Here is a 19,164-nt window from a genome sequence, read left to right as displayed (position 1 = left end):
CATTGAAGTCCCTCTAAAATAAGAAACGCCCGCGAACCAAAAATGTGATTCGCGGGCGCTGAAATTGGCTTCGTGGACTTAGTCGCGCGCGTCCAGAACCTCTTCCAGTGTGCGCATACCGGTTCTCGGTGCCTGCACCAGAACGGACATGTTCCCGGGCTTGTGTTCGTTGCGCATCATCTTCATGTGCGCGGCAGGCAATTCGTTCCAGGAAAAGACCTCGGACATGCAGGGATCAAGACGGCGTTCGACCATCAGCTGGTTGGCCGAGGCGGCTTGTTTCAGATGCGCGAAGTGAGACCCCTGAAGTCGCTTCTGGTGCATCCACATGTAACGCACGTCGAAGGTCAGGTTATAGCCGGTGGTGCCGGCACAGATCACAACCATGCCGCCTTTTTTGACGACGAATGTCGAGACCGGAAAGGTGCTTTCGCCCGGATGTTCGAACACCATGTCGACGTTCACACCCTTGCCGGTGATGTCCCAGATCGCTTTGCCAAACTTGCGGGCCTCTTTGAACCACTCGGCATATTCCGGCGTGTTCACCGTGGGCAGCTGACCCCAGCAATTGAAGTCCTTGCGGTTCAGTACACCCTTGGCGCCCAGCCCCATGACAAAGTCACGCTTGCTTTCGTCTGATATCACACCGATCGCATTCGCGCCGGCTGTATTGATCAACTGGATCGCGTAAGAGCCCAGACCACCCGACGCGCCCCAAACCAGAACGTTCTGACCCGGCTTCAGGTCATGCGGCTCGTGACCGAACAGCATCCGGTATGCGGTTGCCAGCGTCAGCGTGTAGCAGGCGCTTTCTTCCCAGGTCAGGTGCTTGGGGCGCGGCATCAACTGCTGCGCTTGGACATTGGTGAACTGGGCAAAAGACCCGTCCGGAGTCTCATAGCCCCAGATACGCTGGCTGGGCGAGTACATCGGATCGCCGCCATTGCAATGCTCGTCATCACCGTCATCCTGGTTGCAGTGGATCACGACCTCATCGCCGACTTTCCAGCGTGTGACCTTGTCGCCCACGGCCCAGACGATACCCGAAGCATCGGAACCTGCGATGTGAAACGGCTGGCCGTGGCCATCAAACGGGCTGATCGGCTTGCCCAGCGACGCCCAGACGCCATTGTAGTTGACACCTGCGGCCATCACCAGAACCAGCACCTCGTGGCTGTCCAATACAGGCACATCAACCACTTCCAGCTGCATGGCAGTGTCAGGCTCGCCATGGCGCTCTTTGCGGATGGCCCAGGCATACATTTTCTTGGGGACATACCCCATCGGAGGGATCTCACCCATCTCATAGAGGTCTTTTTCAGGTGCCTCGTACGACGCGATACCGCTGTCGGTGTCCAGAGCCATGTTGGCCTCCTTTAATCAGTTCGTTTGCCGCGACGCAGAATCGCGCCCGTTAACCGATGGAATATTGGCCATCGAGTAACATTGCAATAGATATTGACACTGTTTTTGTAATTTTATGACCCAGCAGTTGCAGAAAGACCTTTCGCTTCTGCAGCATAATACGTCTCGATTTCCTTTGGCGCAGAGGCGGCATAGTAGTTCAGAAGATCCAATCTTTGCCCTGAGGATGAGATTTTTCCGTCAACCTGTCGCAATACCCTGCGCTCGACCAACTGGTTGACAGCGAACGTTATCGCATCGCTGTTGGATTCGGATCCGCCTCCGTCCCGCTGCATGAAGCGGGCGATCAGGTCGGTCAGCATTGCACCGGACATCTCACCATGTTCGCGCACAAGCCAACAGGCTGCAGGCGCAGGCACCAGGGGTATCGCCTCACCAATACGCGCCATCAGCAGACGTGCGAGATCGGTCATCAGGTCCTTGCTGCCACCTGCCCGATAGGCCCGCAGCGAAACAGGCTCGCCATAGCGCACAGAGGCAAGGCCGAACCTTGTGTATCGACCAATAATGCGCCGCCAGACCTGCTTGAGCATCCAACGCGTCACAACCCCGATCCTTGCGCGAAAGCGCCGCTCGCTTCCCAGCGCGGCCCGGGTCAGAATCGTATCTTCCAGTACACGATCGTAATTCAGCGCCACGGGAACAAAGACCACATCCCGTCCATCGGATGTGGTCCCGTCTATGATGTATTTTAGCAAGCCAAGCTTGGGCCGCCCCAATGCGCCGGTCAGGCTCAGCCCGCCTTCGGGGAACATCGCCTGCGTAACACCGGCCTCGGTTGCATGACGCACATAACAAGCCAGTACATGACGGTAGAGGTCACTTCCCGACTTTCGCCGGATGAAATACGCGCCCATCGCCCGGATCAGGCGGCTCAGCGGCCAGACGCGCGCCCATTCTCCGACCGCGTAAGACAGTGCCGATTGCTGCGCTGCCAGGTAAGTGACAAGTACATAATCCATGTTGCTGCGATGGTTCATGACAAAGACAACCGTCGCGTCGGGATCTATTTTCTTTAAGGCGTCCTCATCCTGATGGCTCAGTCGGACTTCGTAAAACGCGTTGCTCAGCAGGCGCGCGATACGGATGGCAAAGCTGAAATAGGCAAAGGCTGAAAACGACGGAACGATCTCGCGGGCAAAGCGGCGGGCCTGCTCGAAAGCAACGCCTTCGGGGATACCTTGTTCACGTGCATGTTGCTGCACCGCATAGCCAACCTGTGGGTCGTAGATAAGCCTTTCGATCATGTCATGCCGCCGAGCCAGCTTGAACGGCTGAATTGGTCTTTGCAGCCGCTGGTTCAGGCGCGACACGGCCCGCTCCAGGCGGCGGCGAAAAAACCAGCGCACCGACGGGAACAGAAAATGCGACGCAAAAGTGACCGCAGCGAAGACCACGATCAGTACAAACAGCCAAAGCGGAAGTTCCACGGTCTGCGTCATGGCGGCACAGTGCCATTATTCCAAAACACCTACAATCTGAACAATTCGGGATGCCGCAACGCAGCGAATTGACATATCCCAAAAATTGCGCTTTAGAACCCTTAGACGAAATTATGTTGCCCACCCAAACGCGAGGCCCACCCATGACGCAGATGCAGAAAGACCGCCCCTGGCTCATCCGAACCTATGCTGGTCATTCCACCGCACAGGCCTCGAACGCGCTGTATCGCAGCAACCTGGCCAAAGGGCAGACCGGCCTGTCCGTTGCCTTCGATCTGCCGACTCAAACGGGGTATGACAGCGATCATACGCTGGCACGGGGCGAGGTGGGTAAAGTGGGTGTGCCCGTCTGCCATCTGGGTGACATGCGGGTTCTGTTCGACCAGATTCCGTTGGAGCAGATGAACACCTCGATGACGATCAACGCCACCGCGCCCTGGCTGCTGGCGCTTTATATCGCCGTGGCCGAAGAACAGGGCGCGGACGTTTCCAAGCTGCAGGGCACGGTTCAGAACGATCTGATCAAGGAATACCTGAGCCGCGGCACCTATGTCTGCCCGCCGAAACCGTCGCTGAAGATGATCGCGGACGTGGCCGAATACTGCTACACCAACGTGCCGAAGTGGAACCCGATGAACGTGTGTTCCTATCACCTGCAAGAGGCTGGCGCGACACCTGAACAGGAACTGGCCTATGCGCTGGCCACCGCTATCGCCGTTCTGGACGAACTGCGCCCGCGCGTTCCGGCCGAAGACTTCCCCGCGCTGTGCGGACGGATTTCGTTCTTTGTGAATGCGGGAATCCGCTTTGTCACTGAAATGTGCAAAATGCGGGCATTCGTCGACCTTTGGGATGAAATCCTGCAACAAAGGTATGGGGTCGAAGACCCCAAATTCCGCCGATTCCGCTATGGCGTTCAGGTGAACTCTCTTGGTCTGACCGAGCAACAGCCGGAAAACAACGTCTATCGCATCCTGATTGAGATGCTGGCCGTGACGTTGTCGAAAAAGGCGCGCGCCCGGGCAGTGCAGTTGCCTGCTTGGAACGAAGCATTGGGTTTGCCACGGCCCTGGGATCAGCAATGGTCGATGCGGATGCAGCAAATTCTGGCTTATGAAACCGACTTGCTTGAGTTTGGCGACCTGTTCGACGGCAACCCGGCCGTGGATGCGAAGGTCGAAGAGTTGAAAGAGGGTGCGCGGGCCGAACTGGTAAACCTCGAATCGATGGGCGGTGCTGTTGCCGCGATCGAATACATGAAATCGCGGCTGGTGGATTCCAACGCGGATCGCCTGAACCGCATCGAGCGCAATGAGACCGTCGTGGTCGGCGTGAACAAATGGACCGAAGGCGAACCTTCGCCGCTGCAAACCGAAGATGGCGGCATCATGGTCGTCGACCCGGCGGTTGAACAGGAGCAAATCGGGCGGCTGAACGAATGGCGGGCGGACCGCGACGACAACGCGGTCGCAGCGGCTCTGGCGGCGTTGCGCGAGGCTGCGCAATCCGGGGCCAACGTCATGGAACCCTCGATTGCCGCCGCCAAGGCGGGCGTAACAACCGGCGAATGGGCCGAAGAGATGCGCAAGGTGTACGGCACCTATCGCGGCCCGACCGGCGTTTCGGGCTCGGTCTCGAACAAGACCGAAGGCCTGGAGGATCTGCGGGCCGCAGTGGACGCGGTCAGCGACAAGCTGGGGCGGCGTCTAAAGTTCCTGGTTGGCAAGCCGGGGCTGGACGGTCATTCCAACGGAGCCGAACAAATCGCCTTCCGTGCCCGCGATTGCGGTATGGATATCAGCTATGAGGGCATCCGCCTTACGCCCGAGGAAATCGTGACGGCCGCGATCGAGGACGACGCCCATGTCATTGGCCTGTCGATCCTTTCCGGCAGCCACCTGCCGCTGGTACAGGATGTCATGGCCCGACTTCGCGAAGCCGGACTGGATCATATCCCGGTCATCGTCGGCGGCATTATTCCGGATGACGATGCGGCAAAACTGAAATCATTTGGCGTTGCCCGAATTTACACGCCAAAAAATTTCGAACTTAATGCGATTATGGGCGATATTGTCACCTTGGCCGATCCAAAAAACCTTGCAGCGGAATAACGCACAAAACCGAGATTAATTCCTAGTTTCTATTCCCAAATCCGAATGAATAGATTACGGCATTGTTCGGGATGCGAATGGCCAATTGGCCTGTCGTAAAATAAATGAATGGGAGAGAAATAATGGGGATCAATCTGGACAATATGTCCCGTAAGGACCTGTTGGAATTGCGCGATCAGATCGAAAAGGCACTTAAAACAGCGGAAAAACGCGAGCGCCAAAACGCCTTGAAAGCGGCGGAACAAGCGGCAGCCGAATTTGGGTTTTCACTGGCCGAGTTGTCGAGCGACGCGCCGCGTGGACCCAAAGGCTCAAAAGCTAAGGCAAAATACCGCAATCCGGCCGCACCCGAACAGACCTGGTCTGGCCGCGGTCGCAAACCGCAATGGGTACATGACGCGCTGAAATCGGGCGCGGATATCGCAGATCTGGAAATCTGACAGGGCTGGCCGGAAAATGACTATTCATATCGGCGCTGAAAAAGGTGAAATCGCTGAAACCGTTCTTTTGCCCGGTGATCCGTATCGGGCAAAATGGGCGGCGGAAACGTTTCTGACGGATGTCAGAAAAATCAATGACGTACGCGGAATGCTGGGATTTACCGGCACCTGGAAGGGAAATCCTGTAACCATTCAGGGCAGCGGTATGGGAATGCCGTCCCTGTCAATTTACGTCAATGAACTGATCCGTGATTATGGCGCGAAAACCCTGATCCGCATCGGCTCGTGCGGTGGAATGCAGGACAGCGTCAATATCCGTGACGTTATTCTGGCCATGACCTCGACCACGCTCAGCACGCCTTCGCGCGGGATCATGAAAGAGCTGAATTTTGCCCCCTGCGCCGATTGGGGTTTGTTGCAGGCCGCGGCCAGCGCCGCGCAAGCCAAGGGCACGACCACGCATGTCGGCGGCATCTATTCGTCGGACGTATTCTACGATGAGCGTCCGGATCTGAATGAACAGATGGTCCGGCACGGTATTCTCGGCGTCGAGATGGAAGCCGCAGAGCTTTATATTCTGGCCGCCCGCCACAAATGCCGGGCGCTGGCGGTTCTGACCGTCTCAGACCATCTGCTGACCGGCGAGGCGCTGCCGTCGTCAGAACGTGAAAGCAGCTTTGGCGACATGGTCGAAATCGCATTGCAGGCCGCGTTCCCGGACGCAACGTGACCAAACTAGGGGCGATCCTTTCGCCCCTTATTGCCCCGCCAGGCTAACGCCCGTGCGACCGGTCATAGCGGTTCGGGTCAGGGCTTGCCCAGCCGTCCAGCGCACCGTCCATCGGCGCAAAAACTTCAACCAGCAACGGATGGCAGGTTGCGGTATCCGAAGAATGCACGGATGAACAATCCCCGCCCGGACATGCGCTCAGATTGCCTAACAGGTCGATCTCGGCAAAGAACTCCAGATAGTCGCCCGGACGGACGGGTGACGCCTTCATGAAATACTGACCGGTATCTCGTGTGAATCCGGTGCACATGAAAACGTTAAGGACGTCGTGAACTGCCTGCTCAGCCTCGGACATCTCAATTTGCAGGTGGTCCGCCAGTGCGCGGGTCAGATTGGAGTGGCAGCAATGGTGGTATTGCGTCCCCGACAACAGGTTTCCGGTGTAAGGATCACACCGGGTTCCAATCACGTCATGCACGGACCCGCCAAATTCGTCGATCCCGTACCAGTCCAGCGTGTCTTCGACAATCGTGGCCAGCGGGCGCAAGTTGGGAAAGCTTGACCACATCCGCTCTCCGACTGTCAGATGCGTACCATGCAGGGCGCGGGACTTTCCGGAATAGAATCGTTCCGATAAGTCGTTGAAATTCCATATATTCAGATCGCCGACCTGCGGCCCTTCGACAGAAGTGATGCGAAAGAAATGACCCGCAGGCACCTCGAAACACCGGGCATCGCGCGGGGGCACCAACACCTCATCCGTCTTGATCGCATCCTTTCGGACGCGCCGGTACAGCGCAAGATCAGGCATGGGCAAAGTGTCATTGGGATAACAGATCACCGGTTTTATCGCCCGGCGGGCCGCAGCATCTTCAGGGGGCAGAGCCATCAACAGTCCATCCAGCTTTTTGGCCAGAGTGCCTCATATCACGTGACCTGAAAAGCCTCGGCGTTCCGACTAAGCCTGATTCCTCAGGCATTGCTTGGGCTGATCATTTGTTTGGACAACGGCCCCACAAAACGCGCAGGACCACGTGCCCTCTTTCAGATGCTGACGCCACCGGCAATCCCGGGTCAGAGACGAATGGCGCGACCTCCAAAAGAAATAGGCAAAAACACCCGCAGCGAGCAAAAGCAGAAGAACTGGCATGGTTCTGCTTTGCTCATCTGCCGGTGAAATTCAAGAGGGTTGCCCTTGCCGCGCGCATCAAGCTGCGTTTGCGTATTCGAACAACTCAGGCTCACCCTCAGCCAGCCTCAGCACAGGTTCCGGCGTGTAATAGGCCCAGGCCTGATCCAGAATTTCCAACGCTTCGGACGCGTTGATCTTTTTGTTTTCTTTAGATTTTTTCATCGGAGTGACCCCGTTAGATCCTGTCACTCCTCCCTGTCGCAAAGATATAGCTGCAGGGTCACCGCTACATCATACAATTTTGCAGACGGGCAATGCGCTTGCCGCAAGGCGGCAAGCGCATATTGTTGTGTTTCGATTAAACGGCGCGCTCAACCATCATTTTCTTGATCTCGGCAATAGCCTTGGCCGGATTAAGCCCCTTGGGGCAAGTCTTGGCGCAGTTCATGATCGTATGGCAGCGATACAGCTTGAACGGATCTTCCAATTCATCCAGGCGCTCGCCCGTGGCCTCGTCCCGGCTGTCGATGATCCACCGATAGGCGTGCAGCAGAGCGGCGGGGCCTAGGTAACGATCACCGTTCCACCAGTAACTGGGGCAGGATGTCGAGCAGCTGGCGCACATAACGCATTCGTAAAGGCCATCCAATTTCTTGCGATCCTCGATGGATTGCTTCCACTCTTTCGCCGGGCGGTTGGTCTTGGTTTCCAGCCACGGCATGATGCTGGCATGTTGCGCGTAGAAATGCGTCAGGTCGGGGATCAGATCCTTGACCACCGGCATGTGCGGCAGAGGATAAATCTTCACGTCGCCCTTGATCTCATCCATGCCGTAGATACAGGCCAGCGTGTTGATCCCGTCGATATTCATTGCGCAGGAACCGCAGATGCCTTCACGGCACGAGCGGCGGAACGTCAGGGTCGGATCCACCTTGTTCTTGATATAAATCAGCGCGTCCAGAACCATCGGGCCGCAATCGTCCATATCAACGAAATACGTATCCACGCGCGGGTTCTGCCCGTCATCCGGGTTCCAGCGATAAATCTGAAACTTGCGCACGTTGCTGGCGCCGTCCGGCCTGGGCCAGGTTTTTCCTGTCGTGATACGGGAATTCTTGGGTAGGGTAAGTTGTACCATTTCCGACCTCGTGAATTTCACGGCCATTGATACATACTGCAGCGCAAAAAGCCAACAGTATAGCCATTGAAACAGCCGAATAAATTGGGAAATTTGACCTTTACAAACCTTTCTGCAGCACTGAGATTATTTGATGTTTTGAGACGGAAACCTAACTCATGCCGCCGACAAAAGTAGCCAACATACCTTTCGGCACCGGGAATCCGTATCAACACATGATGTACCAGAAATGCGGGCCGGAATTCATCCTGCGCGGAGCTCGGAATGGAGAATTCGCAACCTTTGGTCAGCCGGAATTCAGGAAACAGCACGGCATTGTTCATTTGCATTGGGACGATCGGTTGTTTCAAAGCAAGGACGGGCTGGCTGACTCCCATATTTTGCGTTTTCAGATAGCCCACGACAATCTGAGCCAGTTTCAGGACAATGGCGGCCGGGTTATCTGGACCATTCACAATCAGGTCGCGCATTCGAATCCCGGTGAGATTGAGTTATTCAGAGCCAGTCGCATACAGCTAACCAAGCTTGTCGATCTGATCCACGTACACACTCCGCATGCCAAAAAGCACATGATTAAGGAGTATAATGCCGATCCGAAAAAGATCCGGCTGATCCCGCACCCCAGCTATCTTGACGTTTACGAAGATAGCCAGATCACCCTGAACCGCCCGCTTCCCGCGCGGAACAAGACCCGGTTTCTTACATTTGGCACAATGCGAGGCGGTCGCGAGCTGAACATATTGCACGCGGCGGTCGCTAAGCTGTCGCGACGGGGCTACGATTTTCGTCTGCATGTTGCGGGCAAAGTATTTCCTGCCAATCGCCGCGTGATCCGCCAGCTACAGTCAGTCGACACTGTTGACGTGACCGATACGCGTATTCCCAACGAAGACATCCCTGAGGTTTTCGCGCAGGCCCATGCTTATGTGTTACCGTCCGCTCAGACATTCACATCCGGGACAGCCATGCTGGCACTCAGTTTCGGTCTGCCGATCATTGCCCCCGACACGGCAGCGCACCGAGATACCACACCCGAGGCCTGCCATGATCTGCTGTATCAGCCTCATAACGCGCGGGGTCTGATACGAATGCTGCGTCACGTGATGCAGATGACCGACCAGGAGCTATCCGAAAAACGGCAGGCCTGTTTCGATTTCGCCACAGCACGGCACCCGGAGAACGTTAGCCAAATGCTCGCCAACACCCTGAAGGAGCTTGTCGGTGAATCAGGACTTTAGTTCCAGACTCTCATCTCTCTATAGCCTTCTTGATCTTCCCGATCTGGTGCGCATCGCCGATATCGGCGCCAACCCCATGCGCCATGATGCGCCCTATCGCGATCTTCTGGCATCCGGAAATTGCGACGTCATCGGCTTTGAACCGCAAGAAGAAACCATGCGCGACCTGATCCGGAAAAAGGGACCGAACGAGCAATATTTCAATACCGCTGTCGGCGACGGACGGCTGGCGACCCTGAACATCTACAAAGGGTCTGGCCTGACGTCGCTGTTGCGCCTGCGCGATGCTACATTGCGGCACCTGAGAGGGTTGCGCCGAGCGGCCCGGCAAATAGGTTCGATGGAAATCCAGACACGAAAGCTGGATGATATTCAGGATATCGGTCGCGTAGATTTTCTGAAAATCGACATTCAGGGGGCCGAGCTTTCCGTGTTCGAGGCCGGAAAAACCACCCTCAGGGATGTCGTTGCGATACAAACCGAGGTTTCGTTCTTTCCGCTTTACGAAGATCAGCCCGGTTTCGGCGAAATAGATACGCTCATAAGAAACTTCGGGCTGGTTCCGCACAGCTTCGCCCATATCGAAAATCGTTTGGTTGTTTCAAAGTGGTCAGGCCTGCTGACCGATTTCAAACCTTCGCAAATGCTGGACGGTGACATCATCTATCTTCGGGATCTGTCAATGCCCGACAAGATCGGCACGGTCGAGCTGAAACGAATGGCGATATTGTCCGAGGGTGTTTTCGGCTTCACGGATGTGAGCATCAAGATTCTTGAAATCCTGGCACAGCGGCAAGCAATTTCCGAAGCGGATACGCAGGCGTACATTCACTGCTACGTCGCAGCACAATAAGATAAGTATTTTCGCAGGCATTCGCCGCCGCGAGAGCGCAGGCCATTTAGTTTGGAAATGGCCCGCGGAATTGTTTAGAACGTCCGCGCCTTGGGTGCGATTTTCTTCAGGTTTATGCCACCTTGATCTTCGGTCGTCAGCGGATCGACAATAACGGGGCGATAGCTGAGATCGACTTTGTTGCCCTCCACACGGCTGACTGTGTGAACGCGCCAGTTTTTGTCATCGCGTTCGGTGAAGTCTTCATGTGCATGGGCACCGCGCGATTCCTTGCGGGCTTCGGCACCGACGATAGTGGCCAGCGCGCTGGGCATCAGGTTGGTCAGTTCCAGCGATTCCATCAGGTCGCTGTTCCAGACCAAGCTGCGGTCGGTGACTTTCAGGTCGTCCATCTTGGCCGCGATCGCGGTCATCTTTTCGACGCCTTCCGCCATGGTCTTTGCAGTCCGGAACACGGCTGCATCGGCCTGCATGGTCCGTTGCATCTCGAGACGCAGATCGGCGGTCGGGATTGCACCATCGGCATTGCGCACGGCGTCAAACCTGTCGAAGGCCTTGTCGACCGACGCCTGATTCAACACAGGGTTCGCCGCATCTGCGTCCACAACCTTACCGGCGCGGATCGCTGCCGCACGGCCGAAGACCACCAGGTCGATCAGCGAGTTCGACCCCAGACGGTTCGCACCATGCACCGAGGCACATCCTGCCTCACCCACGGCCATCAGGCCCGGAACCACGGCGGTCGGGTCTTCGGCCGTCGGGTTCAGAACCTCGCCCCAATAGTTCGTTGGAATGCCGCCCATGTTGTAGTGTACAGTCGGCAGTACCGGAATCGGTTCCTTGGTGACGTCAACGCCGGCAAAGATCTTGGCGCTTTCCGAAATGCCCGGCAGACGTTCGGCCAACGCTTCTGCCGGCAGGTGGCTCAGGTTCAGGTGAATGTGATCCCCGTCCTTGCCAACACCGCGTCCTTCGCGGATTTCCATGGTCATCGAACGCGAGACATAGTCACGCGGCGCAAGGTCCTTGTACTGGGGCGCATAGCGCTCCATGAACCGTTCGCCTTCCGAGTTGGTCAGGTATCCGCCCTCGCCCCGTGCACCTTCGGTGATCAGGCAGCCGGACCCATAGATGCCGGTTGGGTGGAACTGAACGAACTCCATATCCTGCAGCGCCAGACCGGCACGGGCCACCATGCCGCCACCGTCACCGGTGCAGGTGTGGGCCGAGGTGGCGCTGAAATAGGCGCGGCCGTAACCACCCGTGGCCAGCACAACCATCTTGGCATTGAAGACGTGCATCGTGCCGTCGTCCAGCTTCCAGCAGACGACACCCTGACACTGCCCGTCTTCGGACATGATCAGGTCGATGGCGAAATACTCGATGTAGAATTCGGCGTTGTTCTTCAGCGATTGGCCGTAAAGCGTGTGCAGAATTGCGTGACCGGTTCGGTCAGCCGCCGCACAAGTGCGCTGCACTGCGGGGCCTTCACCGAACTCGGTAGTGTGACCGCCAAAGGGACGCTGATAGATTTTGCCCTCTTCGGTCCGGCTGAACGGCACGCCGTAATGTTCCAGTTCGTAAACCGCTTTGGGGGCCTCGCGCGCAAGATACTCCATCGCGTCGGTATCACCCAGCCAGTCCGAGCCTTTGACGGTGTCGTACATGTGCCATTGCCAGTTGTCGGGGCCCATATTGGCCAGCGACGCGGCAATACCGCCCTGCGCGGCAACCGTGTGCGAACGGGTCGGGAAAACCTTGGTTACGCAGGCTGTGCGAAGCCCCTGCTCGGCCATGCCCAGCGTGGCGCGCAAACCTGCCCCGCCAGCGCCGACAACGACCACGTCATATTCGTGTGTTTCGTATTCGTATGCAGCCATTTCGTTCAGCTCCGGGGTGTTACAGGGCGATGCGCGCGATGGCAAAGATACCAGCGGCAGCAGCAGCGTAGGACAGGCAGATTGTCAGGATGATCAGGACCTTTTTCATCGTGCCATGCACGTAGTCCTCGATCATCACCTGCGCGCCGTCGGCGAAGTGCTTGAAACCGACCGCGAGGGTCAGCGCGGCGACAATGGCCGGGAACGGGCGCGCATAGTAGTCGAGCACCACGTCAAACGGCTGCCCCAATATCGGTCCAAAAGTGAAAATGAACAGTGGCACTAGGATCAGCAACGCAACCGAGCTGACCTTCATCGCCCAGAAATGAGCCGTGCCGGACTTGGCAGAGCCCAGGCCAATCGCACGCTTGCGGTCGGTAAGATAACGCATGAGGGCCTCCTAATTATCCGACGATCAAAAGGGTCAGAACGGTCAGTACAACGGAACCGATCACAACGGCCCAACCCAGCTTGTAGGCGGTTGGAATGTCCAACCCCACAGCGTTGTCCCAGATAAGATGCCGCACGCCCGCCAGCAAGTGATACCACAGGCCCAGCAACGAAAAGGCCATGATCAGATCGCCCAGAACCGAGGTCAGCCACCAGTTGGCCCGCTCGAACGCTTCGGGCGATGTGGCAGCGGCCAGGAACCACCAGACGATCAGCAAAGCGGCCACGATCATGGCGTTGCCGGTGATGCGCGTCAGGATGGACGTGACCGACGTCAGCTGCGGACGATAAATCGACAGATGCGGAGAAAGCGGGCGGTTGCCCCGATTAACATCGGCCATGGCGGCTCCTTTTCGGTTGGCTACCGAAGGTTTTACCGTTTTTTGTGGGTCTGTCACGTGCTGCGGATGCAAAAAGCCGCATATTCGGTCCAAAATCACAGATAAAGTTAATATGTGATCACGGTAAATATTCTCGTGATCACAAATCACATATTGCGCCGCCTATGTTAGCGTTTTCAACGGCAAAGCAATGTGATCACGAATCTCATCTGCTCTGTCGCAAGCCCGCCGTCTGCTGCGTCACTTCGCGCAGCAGTTTCTTGCGGATACGCTCCGGGTAATCGTCAAATCCAGCCGCCGAGACGACAAATGCGCCCTCGCCGACAATGACATTCTCAAAGAAATAGGCGGTCAGATCCGGCTCGCTTTCTTCGATTGCGATGGCGTTTACGGTGATGCCCCGGCTGCGCAGAACCGCATGGAGCTGCGAGGGTTCAACCCCTTCGTTCGAAATCCCGTCCCCGGAAATGTCGATCAGGCGTCGTTTGCAGTCCGCAACCTCGTCAAAGCTGGGAACCGTCATCTCCAGTGCCTCGCCAATCGCCGTGGAAAAGTTGCGCCATACCCTTGGATCATCAGAAACCTGTTGGGAAAACCGGTCGAGCGCTTCGAAGCTGTCGATGCGGGTCCAGGGGATCGTGATCCTCTGACGCGAGGACCCAGTCCACTGGACAAGCATCAGTTGCGCCTGTCCCCTGACAAGTGCCTCGGACACAACGGGGTCGCGCAATCCAGCAGACAGGCCATCCATCTGAATACGGAACTCCTGCGCGTCGACCGATCCTGATACGTCAACCGCCAGCGCCAGCGCCAGATCGCACGCGGCTGCCGGTGGAGCAAAGCAGAGACAGGCCAGAATATTGCGAAGCCAAGACATGAACCCAGATTAGCATGGTTGGCGCGATCTGCGTTCAAATGAATGTAATCTGTCAGATCGGCATCAGGGCCCAGTAGTCCAGATCCAAAAGAACGTCCGGCAGGTATTTTCCGTCATCGTTTCTTAACGCAAATGGTTCACCCCCCTTGGTCGCCACCAGTCGCAGACGGATGGCACCAATGCCGGGCGTGCCGGTTTCGGCCTTGTCCAGAACCTCGCTCCAAGCCTTGATCGTGTCGCCGGCAAAGCACGGATTGGCGTGGGCACCACCGTTCAGGCCGACGATCATCTGCGCGTTTGCCAGCCCGTTGAACGACAGCGCACGTGCCATCGAGATGACGTGGCCGCCATAGATCAGACGTCCTTCGGGTCGGAAGGTCAGATCGAAATGAACCTTGGCGGTGTTCTGCCACAGGCGGGTGGCCAGCATGTGCTCGGCCTCTTCCACGCTCACGCCGTCGACGTGATCGATGGTTTCGCCTGTTTTGTACGCATCCCAGCGGTGGGATTCGCCGGATTGTACAAAGTCATATTTCGAGAAATCGAGGCCCTGCGGCACCACCAGATCTTGCGGGTCCAGCACTTTTTTTAGATCCGGAACAACCGTTTCCGGCGCAGGGGCATCGGGGTTCGCTTTGCGCACCATGACCCAGCGGACATACTCGATCACAACTTCGTCGCGCTGGTTCAGCCCGCGGGTACGCACCCAAACCACACCGGTCTTGCCGTTCGAGTTCTGCTTGAGCCCGATCACCTCGGATTCCGACCGCAGCGTATCGCCGGGATAGACCGGTTGCAGCCAACGACCCTCGGCATAGCCCAGATTGGCCACCGCGTTCAGCGATATGTCGGGGACCGTTTTACCGAACACAACGTGAAAGGCGGCCAGATCGTCAATCGGGCTTTGCAGCAGGCCGCAATTCCGGGCAAATTCATCCGAGGAGTAAAGCGCATGCCGCGCGGGATAAAGCGCGTGATACAGTGCGCGCTCGCCGGTCGTGACGGTGCGGGGCACCGCGTGATGCAGAACCTGCCCGACCGAATAATCCTCGAAGAAATGACCCGGATTTGTCTTTGCCATTATTGCTGTCCCAGTTTCATGTCAGGTGAATAGTCGGCCGCAACCTCTTTGGTCACGGCCTGCGCGCAGCGCATGACGTTGCCGGCCGGATCGAAGGCATAGGACGGCGATCCGTGCAATTCCCACCCTTTGGCCAGCGCGTCCGAAACCTTGTGGCAGAAGGCTGACGTGTCCTCCTCGGTCAGGAGACGGTAGAGAAATGCCATATTGTCAGCTCCTTACGAGGGGAAAGGTGAGGGGCCGACCAGCCCGTGGATGTAACCGATGACGCCCAGCAGAACAATCGAGGCCACAAAGAACATCGCGTCCTTGCCATAAGTGCCAGGTTCGCCGGGCGTCCATTCAGGCTCGGACCGGTTGATCACGATCACCTCTACTACGGCCCAGGCCAGAAGCCCGCCGAACAAGATGATCGACGCCAGATCGCCGTTTACCAGCAGGTGCGCGAAGGCCCATGTCTTGAACCCGGCCAGCATGGGGTGGCGCATGCCGTTGAGCAGCTTTCCCTTGGTTCCTGCGGGGCTCATCATGAAAATCGCGATCAGGACCAACAGGTTGTTGACGTGGATCATGAAGGTCGGCGGCGACCACACATGGATGAAATCGGTCATGCGGTAGCCGAAAATCATCAGCAGGACCGACACCAGCAGCGCCAATGCCACCGCGCCCTTGCCCTTTTCGCCCATGGCGGCGCGCTGTTCCGGACGGACGCGTTTGAACAGATGCGCCGCCCACCAAAGCGCCACACCAAGAACCAGAAGAAGAAAACCCATTGCCGGCTACCCCGCTTGCAAAGCCAATATTGCCTCTGCTTTTGCCAGAATTTCTCGTGCGGTTACAACGTGAAGGTTTTCAACAATCTTCCCATCGACGACAGCAACCCCCTGCCCCTGGGCCTCGACCTCTTCAAACGCGGTGATCTGACGACGGGCCAGATCGATCTCGGCGTCCGATGGCGCGTAGGCCGCATTGGTTACGTCGACCTGCGCCGGGTGGATCAGCGTCTTGCCGTCAAAGCCCATGTCGCGACCCTGCGCGCATTCGGCGGCCAGCCCGTCATTGTCCTTGAAGGCGTTGTAGACGCCGTCGACGATAATGAGGCCCTCGGCCTTGGCGGCCAGCAGGCACAGGCCCAATGAGGTCATCAGAGGCAGGCGGTCGGGGCGGAACCGGGTTTGCAGTTCCTTAGCCAGATCGTTGGTTCCCATGACAAATCCGGCCATCAGGGGATGCGCCGCGATTTCAGCCGCGTTCAGCATGCCGCGCGGGGTTTCCATCATCGCCCAGATTGGCAGATCGCCGGTGATGGCCGCCAGCGCGTCCACATCTGCGGCAGAGTTGACCTTGGGCAGCAGCACGACGTCTGCGTCCATGTCGCGCACGGCCTCGGCATCGGCGCGGCCCCATTCGGTGTCCAGACCGTTGATTCGCACGATCCGGACCCTGTTGCCGTAACCGCCTTGGGCCAGAGCACCTTTCAGCGTTTCGCGCGCATTGTCCTTTTCGTCTGCTGCAACTGCATCTTCCAGATCGAAAATAATCGCGTCCACAGGCAGAATGCGCGCCTTGTCCAGCGCCCGTTCTTTCGAACCGGGGATATAAAGAACGGAACGATAGGGGCGCTGGCGCGGGTCCATCTGGCTTCTCCCAAAGAAATAATGTTGCGCGGAATGGGGCATTTTTTACCGGAAAGTTCAAGGCAAAAATCGCCGCAGCGCAGCATCGGCACGCAACGCTCGGCGGTTTAACCGGATTTCACGCCTCTGCCGTCAGCTTTTGAGGTCTTACAGCAAAGGGGTCGGATATGAGGATGACGGTTCTGAGGATGACATTGGGTCTGATAATCATGGTCGCCGCCGCGCAGCAGGTCTTTGCCCGGCCGGGCACCTGCGCCCCGCGCCCGGACGTAATCGAGCGGTTGGCGGCCACATACGGCGAAACACGAAAAGGCATCGGAATTGCCCGCCAGGGCGCGGTGATGGAGATCTACGCGTCAGACGAAACCGGCAGTTGGACCATCATCGTCACGTTGCCTGACGGTATGGCGTGCCTGGTGGCGGCGGGTCAATCCTATGAGGCGCTGGCGGATGCGCTGCCGCCAAAAGGTGACAAGATCTGACCCGTCAGGTCAGTGCATCCCAGATCAACTTGGTTCCGGTCAGGGTCAGCAGGACGTAGGCGATGCCAAAGAACAGGCGCTCGGACATCATCCAGTGCGCCCGGACGCCCAGCCAGGCGCCCAGAATGGCGAAGGGCGCCAGCAGAAGGTCCGCCAGCGCGGTATGCCAGGTGAACAGGCCGAGAAATGCATAGGGAACGAACTTGGCGACGTTGATCACCCAGAACACCAGAACGGTCGAGGCCTGAAACTCGGTCTTCGAGAGGCGCTGTGACAGAAGATAGACGGCGGCGGGCGGGCCGCCGGCGTGGCTGACAAAGCTGGTGAAGCCTGCCACCAGACCGGCTGTCAGACCGGCCGAAGGCGGCAGCCGGTTGGCAAAGCCGCGCACCCAGCCCCGGGTTTGCGCGACATGCCAGATCACGAACCCGACCGAGATCCCGCCGATCAGTAGCCGCAGCAGGTCGTCATCGGTGGCGCGATAGAGCCATGCGCCCAGCGCCACGCCTGGCACGCCACCCAGGATCAACAGGCGGGAATCCGGCCAGCTCCAGCGTTTCCAGTAGGGCCCCAGGGTGGCCACATCGATCACCATCAGGATCGGCAGCATCAGGGCAAGCGCCTGCCCCGGCTCGAGGATCAGCGCCAGAATCGACGAGGACGCAAAAGCCACGCCCGAGCCGAAACCGCCCTTGGAAATCCCCGCAAATATCACCGCCGGGATCGCCACGGCAAAAAACATCAGGTTCAGATCGAACATGCGGGCGGCCCCGATTTGGCATATTTCCCAGCCGGTTTAGCGCAAACTGATTGCCCGGCGCAAACGGTATGCGGTCGCATGCCGCGCTGCGCGACCCTTGCGCGAAACCCATTTAAGGACTAGCAAAACCGCGATTTCAAAACCGACCGGAGATATTCCAAATGGCCAGACCCAAGATTGCGCTGATCGGCGCGGGGAACATCGGCGGCACGCTCGCGCACCTTGCAGCTGTCAAGGAACTGGGTGACGTTGTCCTGTTTGACATTGCTGACGGGCTGCCGCAGGGCAAAGCGCTCGACATTGCCGAGTCCGGCCCGTCCGAGGGCTTTGACGCGGCCATGTCCGGCACAAGCGACTATGCGGATATCGCGGGCGCGGATGTCTGCATCGTCACCGCAGGCGTGGCCCGCAAGCCGGGGATGAGCCGCGATGACCTGCTGGGCATCAACCTGAAAGTCATGAAGTCGGTCGGCGAAGGCATCGCGGCCCACGCCCCCGACGCATTCGTGATCTGCATCACCAACCCGCTGGACGCGATGGTCTGGGCCCTGCGCGAATTCTCGGGTCTGCCGCACAACAAGGTCTGCGGTATGGCGGGCGTTCTGGATTCGGCGCGCTTTGCGCATTTCCTGTCGGAAGAGTTCAACGTCTCGATGCGCGACGTCACAGCGTTCGTTCTGGGCGGCCACGGCGACACCATGGTGCCGTCGGTCCGTTATTCGACCGTCGCCGGCATCCCGCTGCCCGATTTGGTCGAGATGGGCTGGACCACGCAGGAGAAACTGGACGCCATCGTGCAGCGCACCCGTGACGGCGGCGCCGAAATCGTTGGCCTGCTGAAAACCGGTTCGGCTTATTACGCGCCCGCCACCTCGGCGATCGAAATGGCCGAGGCCTATCTGAAAGACCAAAAGCGCGTTCTGCCTTGCGCGGCCTATTGCAACGGTGAGTTCGGCGTCGATGGGATGTATGTTGGTGTGCCGACCGTTATCGGTGCCGGCGGCATCGAGCGGATCGTCGACATCAAGCTGAACGAAGACGAGCAGGCGGGGTTCGACAACTCGGTCAACGCCGTCAAAGGTCTGATCGAAGCCTGCAAGGGCATCGACGGCTCGCTGAGCTAATCTCGCGCCTGCACTAAAGCTGA

At 58.0% G+C, this 19,164-nt stretch carries 22 protein-coding genes; 7 read left to right on the top strand and 15 right to left on the bottom strand.

Annotated features, from left to right (window positions below):
- Positions 1–78: 78 nt before the first annotated feature.
- A complete protein-coding gene (gene ccrA / locus ACR0MI_RS09195) occupies positions 79–1,365 on the bottom strand; it encodes a crotonyl-CoA carboxylase/reductase (RefSeq protein WP_170614424.1) in 1,287 nt (428 codons plus the stop codon).
- A 113-nt stretch (positions 1,366–1,478) separates the two neighbouring features.
- On the bottom strand, positions 1,479–2,867 hold the full coding sequence (locus ACR0MI_RS09190) for a 1-acyl-sn-glycerol-3-phosphate acyltransferase (RefSeq protein WP_170614423.1): 1,389 nt from the start codon (positions 2,865–2,867) through the stop codon (positions 1,479–1,481).
- 143 nt (positions 2,868–3,010) lie between these two features.
- On the opposite strand from ACR0MI_RS09190, the gene ACR0MI_RS09185 reads away from it, so the two are divergent.
- The 3 genes from ACR0MI_RS09185 to deoD all read left to right on the top strand — a co-directional run bounded on the left by ACR0MI_RS09185 (position 3,011) and on the right by deoD (position 6,148).
- Entirely contained in the window at positions 3,011–4,978 is a 1,968-nt protein-coding gene (locus ACR0MI_RS09185; RefSeq protein WP_480854177.1) for a methylmalonyl-CoA mutase family protein, read from the top strand.
- Positions 4,979–5,100: 122 nt separating this feature from the next.
- Positions 5,101–5,418 (top strand): H-NS histone family protein, encoded by a 318-nt coding sequence (locus tag ACR0MI_RS09180; RefSeq protein ID WP_170614421.1) that lies wholly within the window; start codon positions 5,101–5,103, stop codon positions 5,416–5,418.
- Between the two features lie 16 nt (positions 5,419–5,434).
- Positions 5,435–6,148: a purine-nucleoside phosphorylase gene (gene deoD, locus ACR0MI_RS09175; RefSeq protein WP_170614420.1), complete on the top strand. Its 714-nt coding sequence runs from the start codon at positions 5,435–5,437 to the stop codon at positions 6,146–6,148.
- Between the two features lie 43 nt (positions 6,149–6,191).
- On the opposite strand, the gene ACR0MI_RS09170 is transcribed toward deoD, so the two are convergent.
- The 4 genes from ACR0MI_RS09170 to ACR0MI_RS09155 form a co-directional block, all read right to left on the bottom strand.
- On the bottom strand, positions 6,192–7,037 hold the full coding sequence (locus ACR0MI_RS09170; RefSeq protein ID WP_170614419.1) for a DUF1989 domain-containing protein: 846 nt from the start codon (positions 7,035–7,037) through the stop codon (positions 6,192–6,194).
- A gap of 318 nt (positions 7,038–7,355) precedes the next feature.
- Positions 7,356–7,502 (bottom strand): hypothetical protein, encoded by a 147-nt coding sequence (locus tag ACR0MI_RS09165; protein ID WP_170614418.1) that lies wholly within the window; start codon positions 7,500–7,502, stop codon positions 7,356–7,358.
- Positions 7,503–7,638: 136 nt separating this feature from the next.
- Positions 7,639–8,418, bottom strand: a complete 780-nt coding sequence (locus tag ACR0MI_RS09160) for a succinate dehydrogenase iron-sulfur subunit (protein WP_170614417.1) — start codon at positions 8,416–8,418, stop codon at positions 7,639–7,641.
- A 17-nt stretch (positions 8,419–8,435) separates the two neighbouring features.
- Complete coding sequence (locus tag ACR0MI_RS09155; RefSeq protein WP_170614416.1) at positions 8,436–8,888, bottom strand: hypothetical protein; 453 nt, start codon at positions 8,886–8,888, stop codon at positions 8,436–8,438.
- Between the two features lie 99 nt (positions 8,889–8,987).
- Between ACR0MI_RS09155 and ACR0MI_RS09150 the strand changes: the two genes are divergently transcribed.
- On the top strand, positions 8,988–9,656 hold the full coding sequence (locus ACR0MI_RS09150; RefSeq protein WP_170614415.1) for a glycosyltransferase: 669 nt from the start codon (positions 8,988–8,990) through the stop codon (positions 9,654–9,656).
- The gene (locus ACR0MI_RS09145) at positions 9,640–10,509 is read left to right on the top strand and encodes an FkbM family methyltransferase (RefSeq protein ID WP_170614414.1); all 870 of its coding nucleotides are present in this window, start codon (positions 9,640–9,642) and stop codon (positions 10,507–10,509) included. Before ACR0MI_RS09150 ends, ACR0MI_RS09145 begins: the two co-directional genes overlap by 17 nt.
- A 74-nt stretch (positions 10,510–10,583) precedes the next feature.
- Here the strand turns inward: ACR0MI_RS09145 and sdhA are convergent, their stop codons facing one another.
- From sdhA to ACR0MI_RS09105, 8 genes are all read right to left on the bottom strand, one after another.
- A complete protein-coding gene (gene sdhA, locus ACR0MI_RS09140; RefSeq protein ID WP_170614413.1) occupies positions 10,584–12,389 on the bottom strand; it encodes a succinate dehydrogenase flavoprotein subunit in 1,806 nt (601 codons plus the stop codon).
- A gap of 19 nt (positions 12,390–12,408) precedes the next feature.
- Positions 12,409–12,780 carry a succinate dehydrogenase, hydrophobic membrane anchor protein gene (gene sdhD, locus ACR0MI_RS09135; protein ID WP_170614412.1) on the bottom strand — a complete coding sequence of 124 codons (372 nt, stop codon included), beginning with the start codon at positions 12,778–12,780 and terminating at the stop codon, positions 12,409–12,411.
- 13 nt (positions 12,781–12,793) lie between these two features.
- Positions 12,794–13,180 carry a succinate dehydrogenase, cytochrome b556 subunit gene (gene sdhC, locus ACR0MI_RS09130; protein ID WP_170614411.1) on the bottom strand — a complete coding sequence of 129 codons (387 nt, stop codon included), beginning with the start codon at positions 13,178–13,180 and terminating at the stop codon, positions 12,794–12,796.
- Positions 13,181–13,385: 205 nt separating this feature from the next.
- A complete protein-coding gene (locus ACR0MI_RS09125; protein WP_170614410.1) occupies positions 13,386–14,057 on the bottom strand; it encodes a DUF1194 domain-containing protein in 672 nt (223 codons plus the stop codon).
- A gap of 52 nt (positions 14,058–14,109) precedes the next feature.
- Positions 14,110–15,138: a MaoC family dehydratase gene (locus ACR0MI_RS09120; RefSeq protein WP_170614409.1), complete on the bottom strand. Its 1,029-nt coding sequence runs from the start codon at positions 15,136–15,138 to the stop codon at positions 14,110–14,112.
- Positions 15,138–15,344, bottom strand: coding sequence for a DUF1737 domain-containing protein (locus ACR0MI_RS09115; RefSeq protein ID WP_170614408.1), 207 nt, complete (start codon positions 15,342–15,344; stop codon positions 15,138–15,140). Before ACR0MI_RS09115 ends, ACR0MI_RS09120 begins: the two co-directional genes overlap by 1 nt.
- Before the next feature lie 12 nt (positions 15,345–15,356).
- The gene (locus ACR0MI_RS09110; protein ID WP_480854172.1) at positions 15,357–15,911 is read right to left on the bottom strand and encodes an NnrU family protein; all 555 of its coding nucleotides are present in this window, start codon (positions 15,909–15,911) and stop codon (positions 15,357–15,359) included.
- A 6-nt stretch (positions 15,912–15,917) separates the two neighbouring features.
- Positions 15,918–16,775, bottom strand: coding sequence for an HpcH/HpaI aldolase/citrate lyase family protein (locus ACR0MI_RS09105; protein WP_170614406.1), 858 nt, complete (start codon positions 16,773–16,775; stop codon positions 15,918–15,920).
- Between the two features lie 167 nt (positions 16,776–16,942).
- On the opposite strand from ACR0MI_RS09105, the gene ACR0MI_RS09100 reads away from it, so the two are divergent.
- Positions 16,943–17,257: a hypothetical protein gene (locus ACR0MI_RS09100; RefSeq protein ID WP_170614405.1), complete on the top strand. Its 315-nt coding sequence runs from the start codon at positions 16,943–16,945 to the stop codon at positions 17,255–17,257.
- Positions 17,258–17,261: 4 nt separating this feature from the next.
- Here ACR0MI_RS09100 and ACR0MI_RS09095 read toward each other — a convergent pair whose 3' ends face one another.
- Positions 17,262–18,017 carry a sulfite exporter TauE/SafE family protein gene (locus ACR0MI_RS09095; protein ID WP_170614404.1) on the bottom strand — a complete coding sequence of 252 codons (756 nt, stop codon included), beginning with the start codon at positions 18,015–18,017 and terminating at the stop codon, positions 17,262–17,264.
- A 161-nt stretch (positions 18,018–18,178) separates the two neighbouring features.
- Between ACR0MI_RS09095 and mdh the strand changes: the two genes are divergently transcribed.
- Positions 18,179–19,141, top strand: a complete 963-nt coding sequence (gene mdh, locus ACR0MI_RS09090) for a malate dehydrogenase (protein WP_170614403.1) — start codon at positions 18,179–18,181, stop codon at positions 19,139–19,141.
- Positions 19,142–19,164 lie beyond the last annotated feature (23 nt).

This window comes from Ruegeria sp. D4 (assembly GCF_056534475.1).
The sequence above is the reverse complement of the archived record's forward strand: the minus strand, read 5'-3'. Positions and strand labels throughout refer to the sequence as shown.

Bases quoted from the DNA above. Each gene is read 5' to 3' on its own strand.
- ccrA (WP_170614424.1), bottom strand. From the start codon at position 1,365: ATGGCTCTGGACACCGACAGCGGTATCGCGTCGTACGAGGCACCTGAA.
- ACR0MI_RS09190 (WP_170614423.1), bottom strand. From the start codon at position 2,867: ATGACGCAGACCGTGGAACTTCCGCTTTGGCTGTTTGTACTGATCGTG.
- ACR0MI_RS09185 (WP_480854177.1), top strand. From the start codon at position 3,011: ATGACGCAGATGCAGAAAGACCGCCCCTGGCTCATCCGAACCTATGCT.
- ACR0MI_RS09180 (WP_170614421.1), top strand. From the start codon at position 5,101: ATGGGGATCAATCTGGACAATATGTCCCGTAAGGACCTGTTGGAATTG.
- deoD (WP_170614420.1), top strand. From the start codon at position 5,435: ATGACTATTCATATCGGCGCTGAAAAAGGTGAAATCGCTGAAACCGTT.
- ACR0MI_RS09170 (WP_170614419.1), bottom strand. From the start codon at position 7,037: ATGGCTCTGCCCCCTGAAGATGCTGCGGCCCGCCGGGCGATAAAACCG.
- ACR0MI_RS09165 (WP_170614418.1), bottom strand. From the start codon at position 7,502: ATGAAAAAATCTAAAGAAAACAAAAAGATCAACGCGTCCGAAGCGTTG.
- ACR0MI_RS09160 (WP_170614417.1), bottom strand. From the start codon at position 8,418: ATGGTACAACTTACCCTACCCAAGAATTCCCGTATCACGACAGGAAAA.
- ACR0MI_RS09155 (WP_170614416.1), bottom strand. From the start codon at position 8,888: ATGCGCGACCTGATTGTGAATGGTCCAGATAACCCGGCCGCCATTGTC.
- ACR0MI_RS09150 (WP_170614415.1), top strand. From the start codon at position 8,988: ATGATTAAGGAGTATAATGCCGATCCGAAAAAGATCCGGCTGATCCCG.
- sdhA (WP_170614413.1), bottom strand. From the start codon at position 12,389: ATGGCTGCATACGAATACGAAACACACGAATATGACGTGGTCGTTGTC.
- sdhD (WP_170614412.1), bottom strand. From the start codon at position 12,780: ATGCGTTATCTTACCGACCGCAAGCGTGCGATTGGCCTGGGCTCTGCC.
- sdhC (WP_170614411.1), bottom strand. From the start codon at position 13,180: ATGGCCGATGTTAATCGGGGCAACCGCCCGCTTTCTCCGCATCTGTCG.
- ACR0MI_RS09125 (WP_170614410.1), bottom strand. From the start codon at position 14,057: ATGTCTTGGCTTCGCAATATTCTGGCCTGTCTCTGCTTTGCTCCACCG.
- ACR0MI_RS09120 (WP_170614409.1), bottom strand. From the start codon at position 15,138: ATGGCAAAGACAAATCCGGGTCATTTCTTCGAGGATTATTCGGTCGGG.
- ACR0MI_RS09115 (WP_170614408.1), bottom strand. From the start codon at position 15,344: ATGGCATTTCTCTACCGTCTCCTGACCGAGGAGGACACGTCAGCCTTC.
- ACR0MI_RS09110 (WP_480854172.1), bottom strand. From the start codon at position 15,911: ATGGGTTTTCTTCTTCTGGTTCTTGGTGTGGCGCTTTGGTGGGCGGCG.
- ACR0MI_RS09105 (WP_170614406.1), bottom strand. From the start codon at position 16,775: ATGGACCCGCGCCAGCGCCCCTATCGTTCCGTTCTTTATATCCCCGGT.
- ACR0MI_RS09100 (WP_170614405.1), top strand. From the start codon at position 16,943: ATGAGGATGACGGTTCTGAGGATGACATTGGGTCTGATAATCATGGTC.
- ACR0MI_RS09095 (WP_170614404.1), bottom strand. From the start codon at position 18,017: ATGTTCGATCTGAACCTGATGTTTTTTGCCGTGGCGATCCCGGCGGTG.
- mdh (WP_170614403.1), top strand. From the start codon at position 18,179: ATGGCCAGACCCAAGATTGCGCTGATCGGCGCGGGGAACATCGGCGGC.